We start from the raw sequence: 17,564 nt of genomic DNA on the forward strand, positions 1-17,564 counted from the left end.
CTCAGGGCTGTTCGCCCTCGACCCGGTCGCGGCCAGCCTGCTTGGCCGCATACACCCCAGAGTCGGCGCGCAGCAGCAAGGCATCGGCGCCCTCCCCGGGGCGCCAGCCGGCTACGCCGAAACTCGCCGTGACCATGCCGACACCGTCCACCGGCACACTGCGCAAGCCCTGCCAGAGTTCCAAGGCCAGGGTGTAGGCCCGTTCGGCATTGCTGCCCGGGCACAGGACCATGAACTCCTCGCCACCCAGGCGGCAGAACACGTCGGTGCGGCGCAAGCGATGGTTGATGCGCTGGCACAGGCTGCGCAGCACATGGTCACCCACGGCATGACCATACAGGTCGTTGATCCGCTTGAAGTGGTCGATATCCAGCATGATCACTGCCAGATCCTGACTATCGCGCTGGGCCCGCTCAAGTTCGGTTTTGAGCCGCTCCTGGAAGTAACGCCGGTTGTGGATGCCGGTCAGCGAGTCCGTCACTGACAACGCCCGCAGCTCCTCCTCGACGCGTTTGAGATCGGAAATATCCGTCAGGTAGCCATGCCACAAGGTAGCGCCCTGCTCGGCCGGCTCCGGCGTGGCCTCGCCACGTATCCAGCGCATCCCGGCCGCCGGCAGCAGCACTCGGTACTCTTCACGCCAGGGCGTCAGGTGATCGGCGGAATAGCGGATCGAAGCACGCACCTGGGCCAGGTCGTCGGGGTGAATGCGCTCGAACACCGCCGTAGCGTCCTCGCGCAGCCGCTGCAGATCTATCTCGTAGATCTCGCGCAAGCCCTCGCTGGCGTAGCTGAAGCAGGAGCTGCCGTCGGGGTCGAGGCGGAACTGATAAATGCCGCCAGGCACCTCGGCGCTGAGTTTTTCCAGTAGGCGGTCACGGGCCGCCAGCGCCTCGTGCACGCGCTTGCGTTCAGTCACGTCAATACAAATGGCCAGGTGCCCGACCCACAGGCCGTGCTCGTCGAGCACCGCGGTGACCAGCATATTGGCCAGCAGGTGGCTGCCATCCTTGCGCAACAGGGTCCACTCGCCCGGTTCGCTCTCACCCTCCTGGACCGTCTCGGCAAACATCGCCTGAGCCGGACTGACCTCACGGCCGTAACGCTGGCTCAACGCCCGCGCACGCGTCTGCAGCTCCTGCGGCGATATCAGATCTTCAAGGGTCAGCTGGCCGATGACCTCTGCACTGTGATAGCCGAGCATGCGTTCGGCACCGGCGTTGAAGGTACTGATCACCCCGCGCAGACTGGTGGCAATGATCGCCACCTGGGTGGCGGCATCCAGCACGCTGCGCAGTTGGCTGTGGGTATCACGCAGGGACTGTTCGCTGACGCGCAACTCGGCGGTACGCTGCTCGACCAGGGTCAAGGCCCGCTGGCGCTGGCCGAACAGGCTGAACAGCAAGGCACTGAGCAACAGGCTGAGCAAGCCGCCGAGCAGCACCACGGCGTTGACCGCCGAGGAGCGGTTGGCGTCCATGAACGCCTGGCTGGGCTGGATATCCAGTTGATAGTCATGATCGGCCAGGCGCAACAGGTGGCTGGCGGCCAGATCCGTGTCGGCGCCTTCATTGCCGGACTGGAACAGCACCTCATGCCGGCCTTGCCCGGACAGGTCGAGAATGCGCACCACCAGGTTGTCCTGGCTCGGGCTGGGCAGACCTTCGGCCATCAACTGCTGCAAGCTGATCACCGCCACTACATAGCCGTCGGGGGACGTCGCAGCGTTGCCCGGGGCAAATACCGGTGCCACCATCAGCACCCCGCGCGCGTAGGCCGGGTCGACATTGGTCAGGTTAAGGGGCGCCGAGACGGCCATACTGCCCGGTTGCCGGGCGCGATCGAGGGCAGCCTGACGCAGCGGCTGGGACAGCATATCCAGCCCCAACGGCTGGGCCTGGCGGCTCAGGGCCTGGGTGTAGAAAACCGGATAATAGAGCGCCCGTTGCGTAGCGACCTGCAAAGTGCCGGCGTCATCGAGTTCGTAGATTGCAAAGGGTTTGCCCAGGAGCTGCGCCGCACTTTGTTCGAATGCAGCACGCGCCTCGCCAGCCACCCGCGGCGCCCAGGCATAGGCCTGGGTGCGGTACAGCAAGGGTTGGGCATAGCCGTTGAACTCGGCGAGGGTAACGCTGGAGGAGAACACGAAAAAACGGCGCAGGCCATCAAGACGCTGCACCTGATCCTCGAAGCGTTCTTCGATACGGCTGTAACGCTCACTGGCCAGCAGTTCGAAGCGTTGCCGCAACTGCTGGCGGTACAGGTCATGGGTCGCCAGCGCCAGCAGCGCTGTCAACAGGCTGCCGGCCACAAACGCCACCCCGGCCACCAGCCAGGCGGAAACCTCTTCGCTGACAAAGCCGAGCATCTTCGGACGAGCGGCGTGCATCGACATAGAAAGCACTCAAAACGCCAGCGTCCAGCGGATCGCAGGCTCTGATTGAGTTATAGCCATTAGCCATTAACGAAGCAATCATCGCCCGCGACAATCAGCCGATCAGCGCGCCTGAATTTTCCATGCCCGGTGAATCTTGCTGTTACGGGCAAAATCCGGGTCCAGGGTTTGGGCGGTGATCTCTTCCACGGCATAGCGTTCAGCCAGGTTTTCGTCGAGCTGGAACTTGCGGAAGTTGTTCGAGAAGTACAGCACACCGCCCGGCGCCAGGCGCGCTACGGCCAGGTCGAGCAACTCGACATGATCGCGCTGCACGTCGAACACCCCTTCCATGCGCTTGGAGTTGGAAAAGGTCGGCGGGTCGATGAAGATCAGCTCGTACTCGTCGCGACAGGCTTGCAACCAGGCCATGACATCGCCCTGCTCCAGGCGGTTCTTGTCCGAAAAGCCATTGAGCGACAGGTTGCGCCGCGCCCAGTCCAGGTAGGTTTTCGACAGGTCGACGCTGGTGGTGCTGCGCGCGCCACCCTTGGCCGCATGCACACTGGCGGTGGCGGTGTAGCAGAACAGGTTGAGGAAGCGCTTACCGGCCGCTTCACGCTGAATGCGCAAGCGCATCGGACGGTGATCGAGGAACAGGCCGGTGTCCAGGTAATCAGTGAGGTTGACCAACAGCTTGACGCCGCCCTCCTGCACCTCCAGGAACTGGCCCTGGGTGCTTTGGCGCTCGTACTGGCGGGTACCGGTCTGGCGCTCGCGGCGCTTGACCACCACCCGACTCTGGTCGATGCCCAGGGCTTGCGGAATCGCTGCCAGGGCGTCGAACAGACGCGCCTGGGCTTTCTCCGGGTCGATCGAACGTGGCGCGGCGTATTCCTGCACGTGCACCCAGTCCTGGTACAGGTCGATGGCCAGGGCGTACTCGGGCATGTCGGCATCGTACAGACGATAGCAACTGACGTTCTCGCGCTTGGCCCACTTGCCCAGTTGCTTGAGGTTCTTCTGCAGGCGGTTGGCGAACATCTGCCCGCCTTCACTCAGGCGGGCCGGCTCGCTGGCCACGGCAGCGGGCGAACGCTGCTCGGCAGCTTCGCCGTTGCGCTCCGGCTGACGGCGCTCGCCGGTGACGAACTGGTCGGGCTGGACCTTGATCAGCAGCAGCTTGCACGGCAAGGCGCCGTTCCAGAAGGCGTATTGCTTGTGGCTACGGATACCCATGCGCTTGCCCAGGTCCGGCGCGCCAGTGAACACCGCCGCTTCCCAGTTCAGGCAGGCCTGGCGCAGACGTTCGCCAAGATTCTGGTAGAGGTACAACAGGCTGGCTTCATCGCCCAGGCGCTCGCCATACGGCGGGTTGCAGATCACCAGGCCTTTCTGGTTCTGGTCCGGGCGCGGCTCGAAGGTGCCGACTTCGCCCTGGTAGATCTTCACCCAATCGCTCAGGCCTGCGCGTTCGACGTTGTTACGGCCCGGCTGGATCAGCCGTGGATCGGCTTCGTAACCACGGATCCACAACGGTGGACGAGCCAGGCCGGCTTCGGCACGGGCCAGCGCCTCGTCATGGAGTTTGCGCCACAGTGCTGGCACGTGGCCGAGCCAGGCGCTGAAACCCCAACGCTCGCGACGCAGGTTCGGTGCGATATCGGCGGCGATCATTGCCGCTTCGACCAGGAAGGTGCCCACACCGCACATTGGGTCAGCCAGGGCGCCGCCTTCGGCGGCGATGCGCGGCCAGCCGGCACGGATCAACACCGCGGCAGCGAGGTTTTCCTTCAACGGCGCAGCGCCTTGCTGCAGGCGGTAGCCGCGCTGGTGCAGGCTGTGGCCGGACAGGTCCAGGGACAGGATCGCCTCGCCGCGCTCCAGGCGCAGGTGCACGCGCAGGTCGGGGTTGAGCTTGTCTACAGACGGGCGCTCGCCGCTGCTGGTGCGCAGTTTGTCGACGATCGCATCCTTGACCTTCAAGGCGCCGAAGTGGGTGTTGTCGATACCCGAGCCGTGGCCGCTGAACTCCACCGCCAGCGAGCCGCTGGCTTGCAGGTGATCCTGCCACTCGACTTCATTGACGCCGTCGTAGAGGTCGTCGGCGTTTTTCATGTTGAAGCGCTTGAGCACCAGCAGCACGCGGTTGCCCAGACGCGACCACAGGCACAGCCGGTAGGCGGTTTCCATGTCGGCGCTGCCGCGAATGGCCGAGGTGTGCTCACGCACTTCTTCAAGGCCAAGGCCACGCGCTTCTTCGGCAAGCAGGCCTTCAAGGCCTTTGGGGCAGGTGAGGTAAAGTTCGAAACGGTCCGACATGGGGTATCCAGAGCCTTGAGCAATAAAGTGGAAGAGCAAGCGCATCGCCCTTCCGATGTTTAATCGAACGCCTTTCCACAGCGTTCGAGTGGCGCTCTTTTAGCGCCGGGCCGCCCGCCAATCTGACTTTTGCCATGGGCTGAAAAGTCTTTGATTGCCGGGCAGAATGAAAAATTCAGGCAAAAAACCGGGGAAAATGACCCTTCGTCGTTTTACCTTCGTTGTTACAAATTATCACATAGCGATGGCCAGATGACTTCGCTGTAGAGCAAACCCTGATCATAGCGGGCTTTGCGTCAGATCCTAATCAGACGCATTTATTTACTTATCCTCTGACCCTATGAAAGGTTACGTCCTTATGACAAAACGATCATTCACACTGTGTCGTGCATTGGTTAGAACTGGTCTCAGGTTGTCACCGCAACGGTACAACACTTGCGCTCGCGACGCCGGCAGCGAGCGCAAACCGGCAGAACGATTCTGCCCGACCTTCTAGAGGTCGACGGGACATTACAGTCAACAAGTGAGGGCAACACCCTATGAGAAGACTTAAGCGTGATCCGTTGGAACGAGCATTTTCACGTGGCTACCAATATGGGGTCACCGGCAAATCCCGCGAGCTTTGCCCTTTTACTCTACCGTCTGTACGCCAGGCATGGATCAATGGCTGGCGCGAAGGACGCGGCGACAACTGGGACGGTATGACCGGCACTGCGGGTATCCATAGACTCAACGAACTTCACGCCGTTGGCTGAACGAGGAACTGAATCCGATTACCATGCACGCCCCATCCGGGCGGCGGGCTAAGGCCCAGGGGCCCCTTGAGGGGGCCCTTTTTTATGCCTGCCGTTTTAGCGTGGCAAGGCAGCGATGGCGTCCACTGCCTCGCGGATCAGGGCCGGCCCCTTGTAGATGAACCCCGAGTAGATCTGTACCAGGCTGGCACCGGCGGCAATCTTCTGCGCCGCATGCTTGCCTTCGGTAATCCCGCCTGCGGCGATGATCGGTAGCTTGCCGCCCAGCTCGCCGGCCAGCACCTTGACAATATGGGTGCTTTTTTCCAGCACCGGCGCGCCTGACAGGCCACCCGCCTCATCACCATGCAACAACCCTTCGACGCCTTCGCGGCCAAGGGTGGTGTTGGTGGCGATCACCGCGTCCATGCCCGATTCGACCAGGGCCGAGGCGACCAGCGCGGTTTCTTCATCGCTCATGTCCGGGGCGATCTTGATTGCCAGCGGCACATGCTTGCCGCGTTCGGTCACCAATTGCGAGCGGCGCTCGGCCAGGGCGTCGAGCAGTTGCTTGAGCGAATCGCCGAACTGCAGGCTGCGCAGGCCCGGGGTGTTGGGCGAGCTGACGTTGACGGTGATGTAGCTGGCCTGGTCGTAGACCTTGTCGAGGCAAATCAGGTAGTCGTCGACCGCGCGTTCGACCGGAGTGTCGAAATTCTTGCCGATGTTGATACCGAGAATGCCGCGGTATTTGGCCGCACGTACCCGATTGAGCAGGTTGTCGACACCCAGGTTGTTGAAGCCCATGCGGTTGATGATCGCTTGCGCTTCCGGCAGGCGGAACAGGCGCGGCTTGGGGTTGCCCGGTTGCGGACGCGGGGTGACGGTGCCGATCTCGACAAAACCGAAACCCAGTTGGGCAAAGCCGTCGATGGCCGCGCCGTTCTTGTCCAGGCCTGCTGCCAGGCCGACCGGGTTGGCAAAGTTCAGGCCCATGACGGTGACCGGCAAAGAGGCCGGCGCCTTGGTCAGCAGCCCGTTTAGGCCCAGGCGGCCACCGGCGCCGATCAGGTCCAGGGACAGGTCATGGGAAGTCTCCGGGGAGAGCTTGAACAGCAACTGGCGGGCCAGGGTATACATGGGCGGCGTGAACTCGGGTGGCGGCGAAGGGTTGGCGATTATAGCCGGGTGACCACCACTTCGGCGAGTTCGCCGGGTTGCAGGGCGTGGCTTTGATAGAACGGAGTCAGGATATAAGTGGCCAGCAGCGCCCCTGTCCCGTTGGCCAGCCAGTAGTTCTGGCTGTCATTCAGGCCCATCGCGCCGATGTGCTGGGCGGTGGCCACGCCGGTGGAGATGATGGCAAAGGCGGTCATGCGTGGGATGCCAGTGTTTTCCAGACGGGTAACGATTTGCCGCCAGCCGGGAACCTGCACTTCGTAGTTGAGCCTGAACGACTGCTCGTCGACTGCCTCGTCGCGCCCGTGCATCCACGCTGAAAGCTCTTCATTGAGGGCAGGCTCAACGCTTTCGATCAAGCCATTGATCAAGGCCCCCACCAGGCCCGAATCCGTCCACAGCGCCGCGGCCCCGGCAGCGAACTGCAGGGCGCCATAGGCGATGCCATCGACCAGGTTGACCGGCAGGCTCAGCCCGGTATTGCTGCCAAGCCCGTGAAACGGCTGCAACAGGTCGCGACTGAGGCAATACAGGGCTACCGCCGGCGCCGATCCGGCCAACCCGGCGAAGATCGTCGCCGGCCCAGTAGCCAGGGCGGCGCCGAGGACCAGCGCCGAAACCGCGAGAAACGCGCCTTGTGAGGCCAGGTAGGCGGGTGTGGCAGTGCCGTTGTAGAGATGGTGCCCGGCAGCGGCGAGGGTCAACAGCAAAGGCAACGCCGAGCAGGCGGCACCGGTGATGATCGCTGCCGAGCCTGACACGCCTTCGGCGACTGCAGCGCTGAGCGCACTGCGGGCCATGGTCAGGGCGCAGACCGATGGCAGGTTGAAAGCGGTGGATACCAACAGGTTGTTGACCGGACGCGGCAGGTTGTCCAGGGTTTCGCGAAGTTGCGTTTGCAGAAATTGCGCCAGGGCACCGATGCGTTGGGGCACGGTCTCCAGAGGCTGCCCCTGCTGGTGAGCTAACACCCCACTCTGCGAATCAACGCCTGCTACAAAGGACTCTACTGCCTGGGTATCCGGTGCAGACAAGGTTATTTGCCGCTCAAAGTCTTCAAGTGTCCGGAGGATATCGATGCAGACATCTTTCTCTTCACGACCCAAATGCGCTTGCGGACCCAGCAAGTCAATCGGGTCAAAATCCGCTGGCATATCGATGACAACATACTCTGATGTCGTTGGCTGCTCTGGAGCCTCGACCGGCACAAAGCTGGTTTGACTGGCACTGCTGACTGAATCAACCATTGGCACTACCTCTTTCTTGTTGGGAACACCGCCCGCTTACCACTCAACCTCTTCCCGACTGTCCTCATCCCACTGCGGATTCATCGCCTGTTGCAAAAACGCCTTCATCTGCAACTCGAGACCGAACACCCGGGTATGCACACCGCGCATCTCCTGATACAGCAGATCCTCTTCCAGCCCGTCAGCCTTGAGCTGTTGCAAGACCTGCAAGACCACCGCCAACTGCGCGGCGACAGTGCGATAAGCCGGCCCGCCGCCCTGGCCGTCCGGCCAGTCGCGGATGCACTGGTGCAACGCCTGTGCGCCCTGCCCGCTCAGGGTGCGCAACTGCTGGTACAAAGCGTCGAACTGCAGCGGCGCCTGGGACATTCGCGACGCCAGGGATTGCACCGCCTCTGTTACATGCAGCGACGCTGCTGGGGTACCCTCAACACGCATCCTGGCTTGCCTCCTCGCCCTGTTCAGGCGTTGCCAACCAGCGCTGCAGGCTATCCGCCAGGGTCACCCGTGCGGCGTGATCCAGCTGGGTGTCTAGCCGTGCCAGGCCGTCGCAGCGCATCAGCACCCGCTCGGCCAGCTGCACTTCAATCACCTCGGGATGAAACTCCAGGGCCAGTTCACCCAGGTGCAGGCGATAATGGCTTTGCTGCTGGTAGTCGACCTGCAGCTCGCCCAGCCACTGGCGGCCCATTGCCCTCACGATTCGGGCGTGCGCGCCCTTGCTGTGCAGGGGCGCCTGCAATTGCAAGGGCTGGCCGATGTCGACGGCCGCTGCCGGCCAACCATCGACAAGCGCCTCGAGCCACTCGGCCTGCCCAAACACCTCGCGCAGCAGGCCGCGCGTCGTCTCGATCAGTTCACGGCGCACTTGCTCGGCCAAGCGTTGGCTCTGCAGCAAGGCGTCAGCCAGGTCCTGCGCGGCGTGCAACACGCCCTCGGCATAACCCTGCTGCCTGGCCGCCTCACGCACTGCATGAGCGTGCTTGTGTGCCTCGGCGACCTGTTGTTTGGCCGCTTGCCGGGCCTGCTGTTCAAGGGCCTGGCAGTGTCGCGCCAGGGCCCGCTCGGCTGCACGGACCTGCACCGGATCCAGGCCCGGGAGTGCGTTTTCACAGCGCAATGAATCGAGCATGCTGTACGGCCATCCGTAAAAGTCCGTGGTCCGCTTGCGCTGCCGGCAGCTCGGCTTGGCGGGCAACCACATCGGTTGAGAACTGCAGGGCCAGTCGCGCCACCAGGGCCACCGGTATCTGCGCCTGCCAGGCCAGCAAGGCATTGAGCCCGACCGCTTCAAGGCGCGCTTGCAGGTCCAGGCTCGATAACTCATCGAACCATGGTCGGGCACCCAGCGCGCAGCTGGCGAACGAGCGCTGTGCCGCTGGCAACCGATCGGTCGCAGCCCCGTCGACCAATGCCGGCCACAGCCGATAAGCACCGAGCAGGCGCGCCACCTGGGGCAACAGCAGCCAGTGCTCAAGCCATAATCGGGTAATGTCGTTATCCGGCCAGGTCTGCGGCATGGGCGGCAGATCCAGCCCTTGCACCAGCATCTCGTCCACGACCTGCATCACCGCGGCGCTGCGCAACGCGTCAGGCAGCTGGAGCCGCTCGGCACTGAGGTAGCGCGATGGCTGCCGGGCAATCTGATCGATCCACTCAACTGACGGCGACATCACCGGCCTCCCGCCGCTGGTACCATAGCCACCCCCCACCGCCTGCAAGGCCGACGATGAACAACAACAGCATCCACAGCCAAGGGCCCGGCATACGGCTCGCTTGCATGCCGTGCGGCGAGTGGTGCTGGATCGCCACACGCGGCGTCAACACCACCGATATGCGCTCGTAATCCACTTCGCTGAAGCTGTTTTTGAGAAAGCGCTTGAGATCGTCGATCAGAATATCGACCTCGCTGTCTGGTTCGTGCACGACCAACGCCGACAGATGCACCGGCGCACTGCTGCGCCCTCCTTCACCGGCGGCCAGGTCATAGCTGACATGCACCCGTGCCGAGACCACACCATTCAGCGCCGTCACCGACTGTTCCAGACGTTGTTCGATGGCCGAGTACAACCGCGCCTTCTCCGCCCGTGGCGAAGCCACCAGGGCGTCGGCAGGAAACATTTGCGCCACCTGCATTCTTGCCCTTGACGGCAGGCCGTACTGGGTCAACAGGTCAACAGCAGCCGGGAAATCCATCTGCGCGACCAGTACGGTGTAACCGCTCTTGCCGGTATCGACTTTCTGCACGGCAATGTTGTTGCGCTGCAGCAAGGCCACCACTTCATTGGCCTGCTGCTGATCCAGCCCCTGCAACAGCAACGGCTGGCGGCAGCCGAGCAAGAACAGGCACAGCAACAACCCGAGCAGCCACCTCATGACTGACGCAACAAGGTTTCGGCAGTGCCGACGACTTTGCGTACCAGGGTATTGAGCAGATTGATATCGACGTTGTACTGCCCGGTCTGTTCCTGCAACTGCGCCAACACCTGCGGGCTGGTGATGTCGGGACGCTGCAACAGTTGCTCGATACCGGCAACATGCAGATCGCTAGCCTGGGCCGACTCAGCGAAGGTTTGCAGCAAGCGGTCCTGCAAGGACACCGGAGCGCTGTCAGCACCTTGGTGCAGCGTGTGAATCTGGCGCGGTGCAAGGCCGGCAATGGAATCGATAGCCATTGATGCAAATACTCCTGAATGAGTGACCATCCACCGGGACGATCAACGAGCTGCCTGGATGATCGCCATGTCGATGTCCTTGAAGCCCTTGACCGTGTTGGTCTGCGCATTGCGAAATACGGTGTAGGAAGAGAACGCCGCCTGATACGCGGCCAGCAATGTCGGGTCGGAAGCATCGGCCTGCAAGTCTTCCAGCGCTTTATCCAGGGCTTCTTTCAACCCCTGCGCGCCCTGCTCGAAGGCATCCGCCTGACGCCCGAGAAAATCATCATGGAACTGGACCGGATCTGAAATGCTGCGCATGGTTCAACTGCCTGTATGGGGGGAATGAAATTGCCAGGAGGTAGACGAGGATTTGATGTACCCCTGCTCGCCCGCCTGGTATGAAAGACCCTTGAGCCGGTCGTCCTGAAGGACGATGGAAAAGTGCACAAAGCCCGAGCCCCATTGCTGCTCGAATCGGCGAATGAAGCGCCGGGTCGCTTCCAGCTGGCTGTCCTGCAAGTTGCCCTCGATGCGCAAGGCAACACTGCCCGACTGGTCACTGCGCCGGAACGGCACACCCAGCTGACGCAGGCCGGCAAGCGCTTGATCGATGCTTGCGCTGTCGTCCTGCAGCCGAAACTCGAGGTGCCCGGCGTAGGGAGCAAGCCGTAGCAATTGCTGCTCGAGACGGCTCTTCAGGGGTTGCTCCGGCGGTTTGCCGGCAAGCACCAGCAACGGCCGCTGCGGCTCGCTCAGGTCGAGCAGCCGGATCGCCAGCCCAGGTTCGAACGCCCGCAGTTGCTGCTCCAGCCGTTGCTGTTCCTGGGCCATCACGATGACCGCGACACCGCCCAACTGGTGACGCATCAGGACCTGACGATTCCAGGCTGCTTCGCGTAGCGAGTCGACCAGCACGTAGAGCAACTGATCGCGCCCTTGCACCACTTGCGCCTGAGCGCTGACCAGCGCCGTGACACTGCGCTGCTGTGCCGAGACGGTACGGTCCGGCAGCGACCAGACGCCCAACGAAACCACTAGCAGGCACAACGCAAACCCAGCGCTGGTGACGCGCAACGAGCCAAGCCGATTTTTCCCGTTGCCCGACCTCGTAGCGGCGTCTTGCACATTCCATTCTTGTGAACTCAAGCGAAACGCAACCTGCAATCCACCGATCTGCTGCCGTTGCTGCAAAGGCCAGAGCTGCCATGACGCTGATGGAGGTTGCAACGGCCTTACCCGCACCGATTGCCTCGCCTCGCCGAGCATGACCTCGAAACTGCACCCGCCCGTCTCCAGCAGTATGAACAACGCCTGCCCGGTGGCGGCAGCCAGCCCGTCAGCCGTCCCGACCATCACCCGGGTCGGGCCTGGGCCGGCTGCCAGGCTGAACTCGCAACCGGCCATAGGGCCATTGAACACGCGCATGACACAGGAATCTATCGAGGTCTCTTGCATACCAGCACTCTAGAAAAACGTGACCAAGCACGAACAGAGCAAAGCCTAAGAGAGCTGGCGCCTGCGATCCTGATGAGAATCTGATGATTGCCAGGCATCTGCTGCCAGTATCGGGAAATTCGCTTCGAGAAATGCCAGCAACTGGCCCAGCACCTGTTGCCGGCACCCGGCGAACCGTCGGCAATCCACTATCCGGTGATCATGTCCCCTGACCAGTTCAACCGCCAGTTGGTGGTAACCCTCGGTATCGACGCAATAACCACACAGGTAGTAACCCGGTGCCAAGCATTCGATCAGGTCGATGGCTTCCAGGGGGGTTGCACACAGGCTGGCCACCGACAGGGACAACAGTTCGACGCGCCGCTGCAAGGCATTGCGCACCACACCTTTGATGGTTTCGTTGAGTACCAGCGTCTCGAGTGGCTGCCCGCCGCGCAACGGCAGGATGGCCAGGGTAGGCAAACCCGGGCAACCGGCGAGCGCGTTGGACATGTGTTGCACCGGGCAAGTGAACCGATAGCCCTGGCCGTAAACGGTGACAATGAAATGGCGACGGTCCTTGAGCAACTTGCGCAATACGCAGATGCAGCGTGTCAGCGACTCTTCAGCGGTATCCAGGCCTGGCCAGACAGCGTCCAGCAAGCTGTCCTTGGATACCAGCGTACCGGCATTGGCCAGCAGCAGACGCAGGACCTGGCGTTCCTTGGGCGGCAGGTGCTGGCCCTGTTCGTCGTACCACAGCACACCATCGGGGCACAGGCGCCAGCCCTCGAATGCGTAGGTGACAGTGTTGGGGGGGTTGTAAAAGGCGGTCATCGGGGCGGGGCCTGTCATTATTGTTCGAATGCCCTGCAAGCACTCCGTGGGCTACTCGCAGGCCAATGACTATAAGAATTCCTTCCCGGCAAAAATGTAGGCATAAGGGTACGGACGCACCAAAGCTAATCCGTAGGACGATGTAGGACTATTCGGCTAAACACCCTTGCAGTGCCTGCTGAACCGTTCGAATCACGTCACCAACACAGCGCCAGTGCCTGACCGCCTCAGGGGCCAGCCGCCGGTCGAAACACTCATTGAGTGCCTCGGCCATCTCGACGATGTTCAGCGAATCACAGCCCAGGTCATGCACCAGGTCGGCCTCGCGCGTCACCTGCCCTGCATCGACACCCAGGCAGGTCATCAGTACGGCGATGACCTGCTGCTCCAGTGGCGAACTCACCAGGTACTCATGTGCTTGAGCATGTCGGCGAACTGGTTCAGGTGCGCCGACAGGGTCCTGTTGAAGTTGTCGTGATAGCTGTTAGCGTTGGAATACTTCTGACCCAAGGACTGCAACTGGTTTTTCATCCGCTCCTCCTGTGCGTTGAAGCCCGATTGCCAGACCTGAAACCTGGCGGGGTCCCAGGTCACAAACCTGTTTGGCGTTCCATCCTTGAGTTCTTTGAGCGGCCCCAAGTCCATTACCACGACATAGCCGCCGCTGGGTGACCTTTGCACGGTGTCGGGCGGCAGGCCCAGGGCCAGCTGCCATTTTATGGCGTCTTGTTGACTGGCCGCAGGCCTGCCCGGTGCCGGGAACAGGATGGCGGCACTGTTGGGCAATGAGAACTCCCGCTGTAATTCATTGAATGCCGCATGGAACAGGTCACCGCTGAAGTAAATATCTTTCCCCTCATTGCCGGCGGCGACCCAATCCCACATTTCGCTGGTCACGTTGCTGGTAAATGCCGCAAAAAACTTCTGATAGGCATCGAGAATATGGGTGTAAGCGCCCAGGTACTGATCCTTGATGATGCCAATCAGGTCAATCAACTTGTCAAAGAACTCGTTTGCCGCCATCGGCGTGTCTTGCAGCTCCGCAGGAAGGTCCTTGTTGATAGCCTCGGCCATTGTCTGCAGGTGCTGATCCGCTCGCAGACGGCCAGCCTCGGCAAGCGTTGCCGTGCAACACTCCACCGTACTGGCAAACACATGAACCTCCTGCTGGACAAAACTCAACCTGATGCGTTGGGTCACTTCCTCGGCGGCATTGAGCTCCGTTGCCAATTGATGCTGCAGCGCCTGATGGGCATTTTCCAATAGCTGCACACTCGCCAAGCGTCCCGGCACACCGTTTTTTGACAAAGGCACGGGCATTGGCGCAGCGTGCGGCACCTCGAAAGCAAGCGTTTCAGGTGCGTGCGAGTGCTCGCTACTCAGGGGATGGTGCGGCGTACTGTTAATTGCGGTGCTCATGCTGCCCCCATTTTATTTTATGGCCGACGCATTGGCGCGCGATTGCAACAACTGCAGGACCATGTCCATCAGCTTGTTGAGCAAGCTGGTATCCCCGCCATTCTTTTGTGCCACTTCATCAGCCAGGCCTTTGACCAGGCTCTGGGCGCTTTGTAGCAGCACCTCTCGCGAACGCGCCTGGTATTCACCCAGACGCACTGCGCTCGATACCGCATTGCTGACCGTCATCGCCAATGAGTTGATCATCTGCCCATATAGCTGCGGCTTCATGTAGCCTTTCTCATTCATCGCACCGAGCCACTCGGACTCCTGGGCCTGCTTGCGCGCCTTGAGGATCTCACGATCAAACCAGGCCAGTTCATCTGTGCTGGGTTTCGCTCCCTTAGGAATGAACTCCGACTCGTGAGGCGCCCCCTTGTCGTTCAGTGTGCGCACCTTTGTCGGCACACCCGGCTCAAAATCGGTACGCGCACGCATTGCCGTTAGATCGTTGCCAATATTATTGGCGTCCATGGCGGTGCGCTTGGTGGTACTGATATCCGCATGCTTGGCTGCAAGCCCCTTGAAACTATGGGTGGCGCCGCCAATCGACATTGCCCCCGCCAGCACCGCACCGCTGATTGCACTCATGAACTGCGCCTGGCCCCCATCGATGATCGCCTGCGCATTCTGCTCAGCCACCTTGGCGACAATCGTGGCAAACTGGCCACGCGACGCAGCATTGGCTATCAATACCGCCATTATCGTCAGGAGCGCATCGCGCAGAATGTTTGCATGCTCCTCCCAGGCCCCAGGATCGAAGCTCAGCGTGTCGAGGGTATCCAACACGCGTTCGCTCAACTTACTGGCCAATTCATCAACCGCGCTCGAATCCTCACTCGCCATCAATTGCACGACCTGATCCAGGCTCAGAAATGCCAGCGGCATGACTGACGAAGCAAGTACCTGGCCTTGCCCCAATCTCAATGAGTCGAGCACTGAGGCGATGTCGCGAAGCGCATCGCGCTGGCTCGAACCATCGACAAATACAGGTCTTACAGGGGCTACGGTATTAATAGTGGTCATGAAAGCTTCCTTAGATATTCCTGGCCATTTGTTGGCTGGTCGCACCCCTTTTCTGCAGGTCCTGGAGCACTTGCTCCACTTCCTTCTCTCGTGCTCGCATCCACTCGCCAAAGCGCTCAAGCAACTCCCCCATGTACTGGGTAATCGCCTCATTGACACTGCGGGAAAGCTCGACTTCGGCCAGGCGATCTGCCGCTTGTCTCTGGTGCGCGGCCCCCTTTACCTGAAACGTCGATTGCGCCGCCACGCTGCCGACCTCGACGACTGCCAACGCCATCTCTGCACGGGTGGCGTAAAGCGAAGCGGTGGTTTTATTGACGCTCAGCCCAAGCGCCTTGCTCAATTTGCCCAGCGCCTGGGTCAGGCTGCTGCCCACTGTGCTTGCCGCCTGCTGCAGGGTCTGCACCAGGGTCGGGAGCATTTTGCTGATCATCTCGCCTATTTTTGCCGCAACCTTGGAAATCACTGGCCCCAAGGCAGCCCCTGCGGCCATCGCAGCCAACGCCACAGCAGCGATGGTGGCGAAGATTCCAGCGATCATTCCACCGATCTCGGCGATTCGCTGCGCGGTTTTCTCACTGAAAATCCCGACCCCCTTGAGTACCTCGGCGTAGATTTTGGTGAACAACTTGATGGCTTCCTGCATGACCGCCATCAACGGCTTGGTAACCTCGCCCATGATCGAGACACCCGTGGTGTGCTCAACCAGTTTTTCGCTGGCCAGCAACGCCACACCAATCAGGGCCGCCGCCACACCGGCCAAGGCGCCTCCCGAAACCGCGGCCACCACCACGCCGACGATAGTCGCCACCACCGCAATCAGCGGCCCGAGGATTTTGCTCAGGCAGTTGCCGGTTTTCTCGGCCGCTTCAGCTTTGCGCGTTTCCTCCAAGTACTTGTCGGATTCGACCTGCATATGCTCCTGAACCTGCTTCTGCAGCGCCTGGAACAGGTCGCGGCTGAACTGTTCCGCCTCCTGCGCGGACTCACCGAGCAGATCGATGGTCTGCAAGCGAAGCAGCAACGCCTGGGCTGAAACATCGAGCAGGCGCTGGCTGATGGCCTTGAGCGGATCCCCGCCCACCCCTGCTTGCTGAACCTGAGCGGCCTTGTCCTGAACCTTGCTTGCCGCTTGATCCGCGGTTGCCACAATCAGGCGATGCTGTTCCAGGGTGGTTCGCAGATGCTGCTCGGCGCCGCGCAACTGAGTGCGCAGTTGCTGCTGTACAACCAGTTCAGCGTCATGCTCGGGCGTCCCTGGCTGCAACCCGCTCAAGCGCTCGTCACTTTCGCGCAACTGCTGATAGGTATGCGCCACCCGTGCTTGCGCCTGGGCCAACTGCTCATGACTGACTGCCACATCCGCTTCAGCTGCTGCCAGCGCTTCAACCGCCGCGGCATAGTGCTCAGAAAGCTGGGCCAAGCCATTCTGACGCGCCTGGAACAGCTCCAGCGTCTGATTCAAAGACCGCGCACGTTTGTGCCCTTCGAAATTATCCAGTTGCGCGGCGAGCGAAGCCATTACCGCTATAAAGTTCGCCTCCGCGCCCGCCGATGGTGTCGCCGGGGGTGTCAACTGGGGACGTCCGGCGACCGACTGGCCGGTACCGGAGTAATTGACCGAGGCCAATCCGCTTGCTGCGGCCAGGGCTAACGTTTCGGTGCGCGCCGCGAAAGCGGCGGCAGCGGCGTAGGGGGACGAAGATTCGGCGGCGGACTGCGCCGCGGTCTTGAACAATGAATCGATATTCACCTGAGTTACTCCTGCTCTTGGGTACGCAAGACTGCCAGTGCATCCAGCCCCGCCTGCGCTTGTGCTTTCAATTGAGGGTCATCGCTATCCTTGAGTACATACTCGAAACACAGGCGCGCTTTACCCGGTTTGCCCGCAGCCAACTGGCATTGGCCACTGTGAAACAATGCCCGATAGTCTTTGCGGCTTTGGGCAAAGGCCACGGCGTACAGGTCAATGGCCTTGTCGTAATGGCGCTTGAGCTGGTGCACCGCGGCCAGGCCCATCCAGTACTGAGGGTTGTAGAAGTCGTAGATGCACAGGAAATGAAACAACTTTTCGGCATCGTCCAACCGTCCTTGCTCGTAAAACTGGTAGGCAAAGGCATATAGGCTGTCCATCTGCGCGTCCTCCAGGCCTCGCAGATCCTTGAGGCTCGCACCGGCCATCACCGCATCGACTACGCCGAGGGCGGTGGCCTCATCCCGTGTCTTGTCGCCTTTCATCGAAACCCTCCTCGAAGCTAACGTTTGCATTGGGCCAGATACCCATAACGCTCGC

At 61.5% G+C, this 17,564-nt stretch carries 18 protein-coding genes; 1 reads left to right on the forward strand and 17 read right to left on the reverse strand.

From position 1 onward, the window contains the following. Nucleotide 1: 1 nt before the first annotated feature. Nucleotides 2–2,395 carry a diguanylate cyclase gene (locus tag NLX68_RS05690; RefSeq protein WP_254283242.1) on the reverse strand — a complete coding sequence of 798 codons (2,394 nt, stop codon included), beginning with the start codon at nt 2,393–2,395 and terminating at the stop codon, nt 2–4. 102 nt (nt 2,396–2,497) lie between these two features. Continuing rightward, the gene (gene rlmKL, locus NLX68_RS05695) at nt 2,498–4,696 is read right to left on the reverse strand and encodes a bifunctional 23S rRNA (guanine(2069)-N(7))-methyltransferase RlmK/23S rRNA (guanine(2445)-N(2))-methyltransferase RlmL (protein WP_254283243.1); all 2,199 of its coding nucleotides are present in this window, start codon (nt 4,694–4,696) and stop codon (nt 2,498–2,500) included. A gap of 539 nt (nt 4,697–5,235) precedes the next feature. Here rlmKL and rmf point away from each other — a divergent pair. Beyond that, nucleotides 5,236–5,451, forward strand: coding sequence for a ribosome modulation factor (gene rmf, locus NLX68_RS05700; protein ID WP_010223328.1), 216 nt, complete (start codon nt 5,236–5,238; stop codon nt 5,449–5,451). A gap of 96 nt (nt 5,452–5,547) precedes the next feature. On the opposite strand, the gene NLX68_RS05705 is transcribed toward rmf, so the two are convergent. The 15 genes from NLX68_RS05705 to NLX68_RS05775 all read right to left on the reverse strand — a co-directional run bounded on the left by NLX68_RS05705 (nt 5,548) and on the right by NLX68_RS05775 (nt 17,509). Further along, complete coding sequence (locus NLX68_RS05705; RefSeq protein WP_254283244.1) at nt 5,548–6,570, reverse strand: quinone-dependent dihydroorotate dehydrogenase; 1,023 nt, start codon at nt 6,568–6,570, stop codon at nt 5,548–5,550. A 38-nt stretch (nt 6,571–6,608) separates the two neighbouring features. After that, a complete protein-coding gene (locus NLX68_RS05710) occupies nt 6,609–7,544 on the reverse strand; it encodes a hypothetical protein (RefSeq protein WP_254283245.1) in 936 nt (311 codons plus the stop codon). A 348-nt stretch (nt 7,545–7,892) separates the two neighbouring features. Next, entirely contained in the window at nt 7,893–8,225 is a 333-nt protein-coding gene (locus NLX68_RS05715) for a hypothetical protein (RefSeq protein ID WP_254283246.1), read from the reverse strand. Nucleotides 8,226–8,283: 58 nt separating this feature from the next. Continuing rightward, nucleotides 8,284–8,988 (reverse strand): hypothetical protein, encoded by a 705-nt coding sequence (locus tag NLX68_RS05720; protein WP_254283247.1) that lies wholly within the window; start codon nt 8,986–8,988, stop codon nt 8,284–8,286. Next, on the reverse strand, nt 8,966–9,529 hold the full coding sequence (locus tag NLX68_RS05725) for a protein OrgA (protein ID WP_254283248.1): 564 nt from the start codon (nt 9,527–9,529) through the stop codon (nt 8,966–8,968). Before NLX68_RS05725 ends, NLX68_RS05720 begins: the two co-directional genes overlap by 23 nt. Next, nucleotides 9,513–10,232, reverse strand: a complete 720-nt coding sequence (locus tag NLX68_RS05730) for an EscJ/YscJ/HrcJ family type III secretion inner membrane ring protein (RefSeq protein ID WP_254283249.1) — start codon at nt 10,230–10,232, stop codon at nt 9,513–9,515. The genes NLX68_RS05725 and NLX68_RS05730 overlap by 17 nt, the downstream gene beginning before the upstream one ends. After that, nucleotides 10,229–10,531: a type III secretion system inner rod subunit SctI gene (gene sctI / locus NLX68_RS05735; RefSeq protein ID WP_254283250.1), complete on the reverse strand. Its 303-nt coding sequence runs from the start codon at nt 10,529–10,531 to the stop codon at nt 10,229–10,231. Before sctI ends, NLX68_RS05730 begins: the two co-directional genes overlap by 4 nt. 42 nt (nt 10,532–10,573) lie before the next feature. Further along, nucleotides 10,574–10,834: a type III secretion system needle filament subunit SctF gene (gene sctF, locus NLX68_RS05740; RefSeq protein ID WP_115086034.1), complete on the reverse strand. Its 261-nt coding sequence runs from the start codon at nt 10,832–10,834 to the stop codon at nt 10,574–10,576. Nucleotides 10,835–10,837: 3 nt separating this feature from the next. Next, on the reverse strand, nt 10,838–11,971 hold the full coding sequence (locus NLX68_RS05745) for a PrgH/EprH family type III secretion apparatus protein (RefSeq protein WP_254283251.1): 1,134 nt from the start codon (nt 11,969–11,971) through the stop codon (nt 10,838–10,840). A gap of 45 nt (nt 11,972–12,016) precedes the next feature. Further along, the gene (locus NLX68_RS05750; protein WP_254283252.1) at nt 12,017–12,787 is read right to left on the reverse strand and encodes a winged helix-turn-helix domain-containing protein; all 771 of its coding nucleotides are present in this window, start codon (nt 12,785–12,787) and stop codon (nt 12,017–12,019) included. 148 nt (nt 12,788–12,935) lie between these two features. Further along, nucleotides 12,936–13,190: an acyl carrier protein gene (locus NLX68_RS05755; RefSeq protein WP_254283253.1), complete on the reverse strand. Its 255-nt coding sequence runs from the start codon at nt 13,188–13,190 to the stop codon at nt 12,936–12,938. Further along, on the reverse strand, nt 13,187–14,206 hold the full coding sequence (locus NLX68_RS05760; protein ID WP_254283254.1) for an IpaD/SipD/SspD family type III secretion system needle tip protein: 1,020 nt from the start codon (nt 14,204–14,206) through the stop codon (nt 13,187–13,189). Before NLX68_RS05760 ends, NLX68_RS05755 begins: the two co-directional genes overlap by 4 nt. Before the next feature lie 12 nt (nt 14,207–14,218). Continuing rightward, a complete protein-coding gene (locus NLX68_RS05765; RefSeq protein ID WP_254283255.1) occupies nt 14,219–15,271 on the reverse strand; it encodes a cell invasion protein in 1,053 nt (350 codons plus the stop codon). 10 nt (nt 15,272–15,281) lie between these two features. Next, nucleotides 15,282–17,024, reverse strand: a complete 1,743-nt coding sequence (sctE, locus tag NLX68_RS05770) for a type III secretion system translocon subunit SctE (protein WP_254283256.1) — start codon at nt 17,022–17,024, stop codon at nt 15,282–15,284. 5 nt (nt 17,025–17,029) lie between these two features. Further along, the gene (locus tag NLX68_RS05775; RefSeq protein ID WP_254283257.1) at nt 17,030–17,509 is read right to left on the reverse strand and encodes a SycD/LcrH family type III secretion system chaperone; all 480 of its coding nucleotides are present in this window, start codon (nt 17,507–17,509) and stop codon (nt 17,030–17,032) included. Between the last annotated feature and the right edge of the window lie 55 nt (nt 17,510–17,564).

This window comes from Pseudomonas sp. SBB6 (assembly GCF_024213215.1).
GTDB lineage: Bacteria > Pseudomonadota > Gammaproteobacteria > Pseudomonadales > Pseudomonadaceae > Aquipseudomonas > Aquipseudomonas donghuensis.

Excerpts from the sequence above, each read along its gene's own strand:
- NLX68_RS05690 (WP_254283242.1), bottom strand. The coding sequence starts at position 2,395 with ATGTCGATGCACGCCGCTCGTCCGAAGATGCTCGGCTTTGTCAGCGAA.
- rlmKL (WP_254283243.1), bottom strand. The coding sequence starts at position 4,696 with ATGTCGGACCGTTTCGAACTTTACCTCACCTGCCCCAAAGGCCTTGAA.
- rmf (WP_010223328.1), top strand. The coding sequence starts at position 5,236 with ATGAGAAGACTTAAGCGTGATCCGTTGGAACGAGCATTTTCACGTGGC.
- NLX68_RS05705 (WP_254283244.1), bottom strand. The coding sequence starts at position 6,570 with ATGTATACCCTGGCCCGCCAGTTGCTGTTCAAGCTCTCCCCGGAGACT.
- NLX68_RS05715 (WP_254283246.1), bottom strand. The coding sequence starts at position 8,225 with ATGTCCCAGGCGCCGCTGCAGTTCGACGCTTTGTACCAGCAGTTGCGC.
- NLX68_RS05720 (WP_254283247.1), bottom strand. The coding sequence starts at position 8,988 with ATGCTCGATTCATTGCGCTGTGAAAACGCACTCCCGGGCCTGGATCCG.
- NLX68_RS05725 (WP_254283248.1), bottom strand. The coding sequence starts at position 9,529 with ATGTCGCCGTCAGTTGAGTGGATCGATCAGATTGCCCGGCAGCCATCG.
- NLX68_RS05730 (WP_254283249.1), bottom strand. The coding sequence starts at position 10,232 with ATGAGGTGGCTGCTCGGGTTGTTGCTGTGCCTGTTCTTGCTCGGCTGC.
- sctI (WP_254283250.1), bottom strand. The coding sequence starts at position 10,531 with ATGGCTATCGATTCCATTGCCGGCCTTGCACCGCGCCAGATTCACACG.
- sctF (WP_115086034.1), bottom strand. The coding sequence starts at position 10,834 with ATGCGCAGCATTTCAGATCCGGTCCAGTTCCATGATGATTTTCTCGGG.
- NLX68_RS05745 (WP_254283251.1), bottom strand. The coding sequence starts at position 11,971 with ATGCAAGAGACCTCGATAGATTCCTGTGTCATGCGCGTGTTCAATGGC.
- NLX68_RS05750 (WP_254283252.1), bottom strand. The coding sequence starts at position 12,787 with ATGACCGCCTTTTACAACCCCCCCAACACTGTCACCTACGCATTCGAG.
- NLX68_RS05760 (WP_254283254.1), bottom strand. The coding sequence starts at position 14,206 with ATGAGCACCGCAATTAACAGTACGCCGCACCATCCCCTGAGTAGCGAG.
- NLX68_RS05765 (WP_254283255.1), bottom strand. The coding sequence starts at position 15,271 with ATGACCACTATTAATACCGTAGCCCCTGTAAGACCTGTATTTGTCGAT.
- NLX68_RS05775 (WP_254283257.1), bottom strand. The coding sequence starts at position 17,509 with ATGAAAGGCGACAAGACACGGGATGAGGCCACCGCCCTCGGCGTAGTC.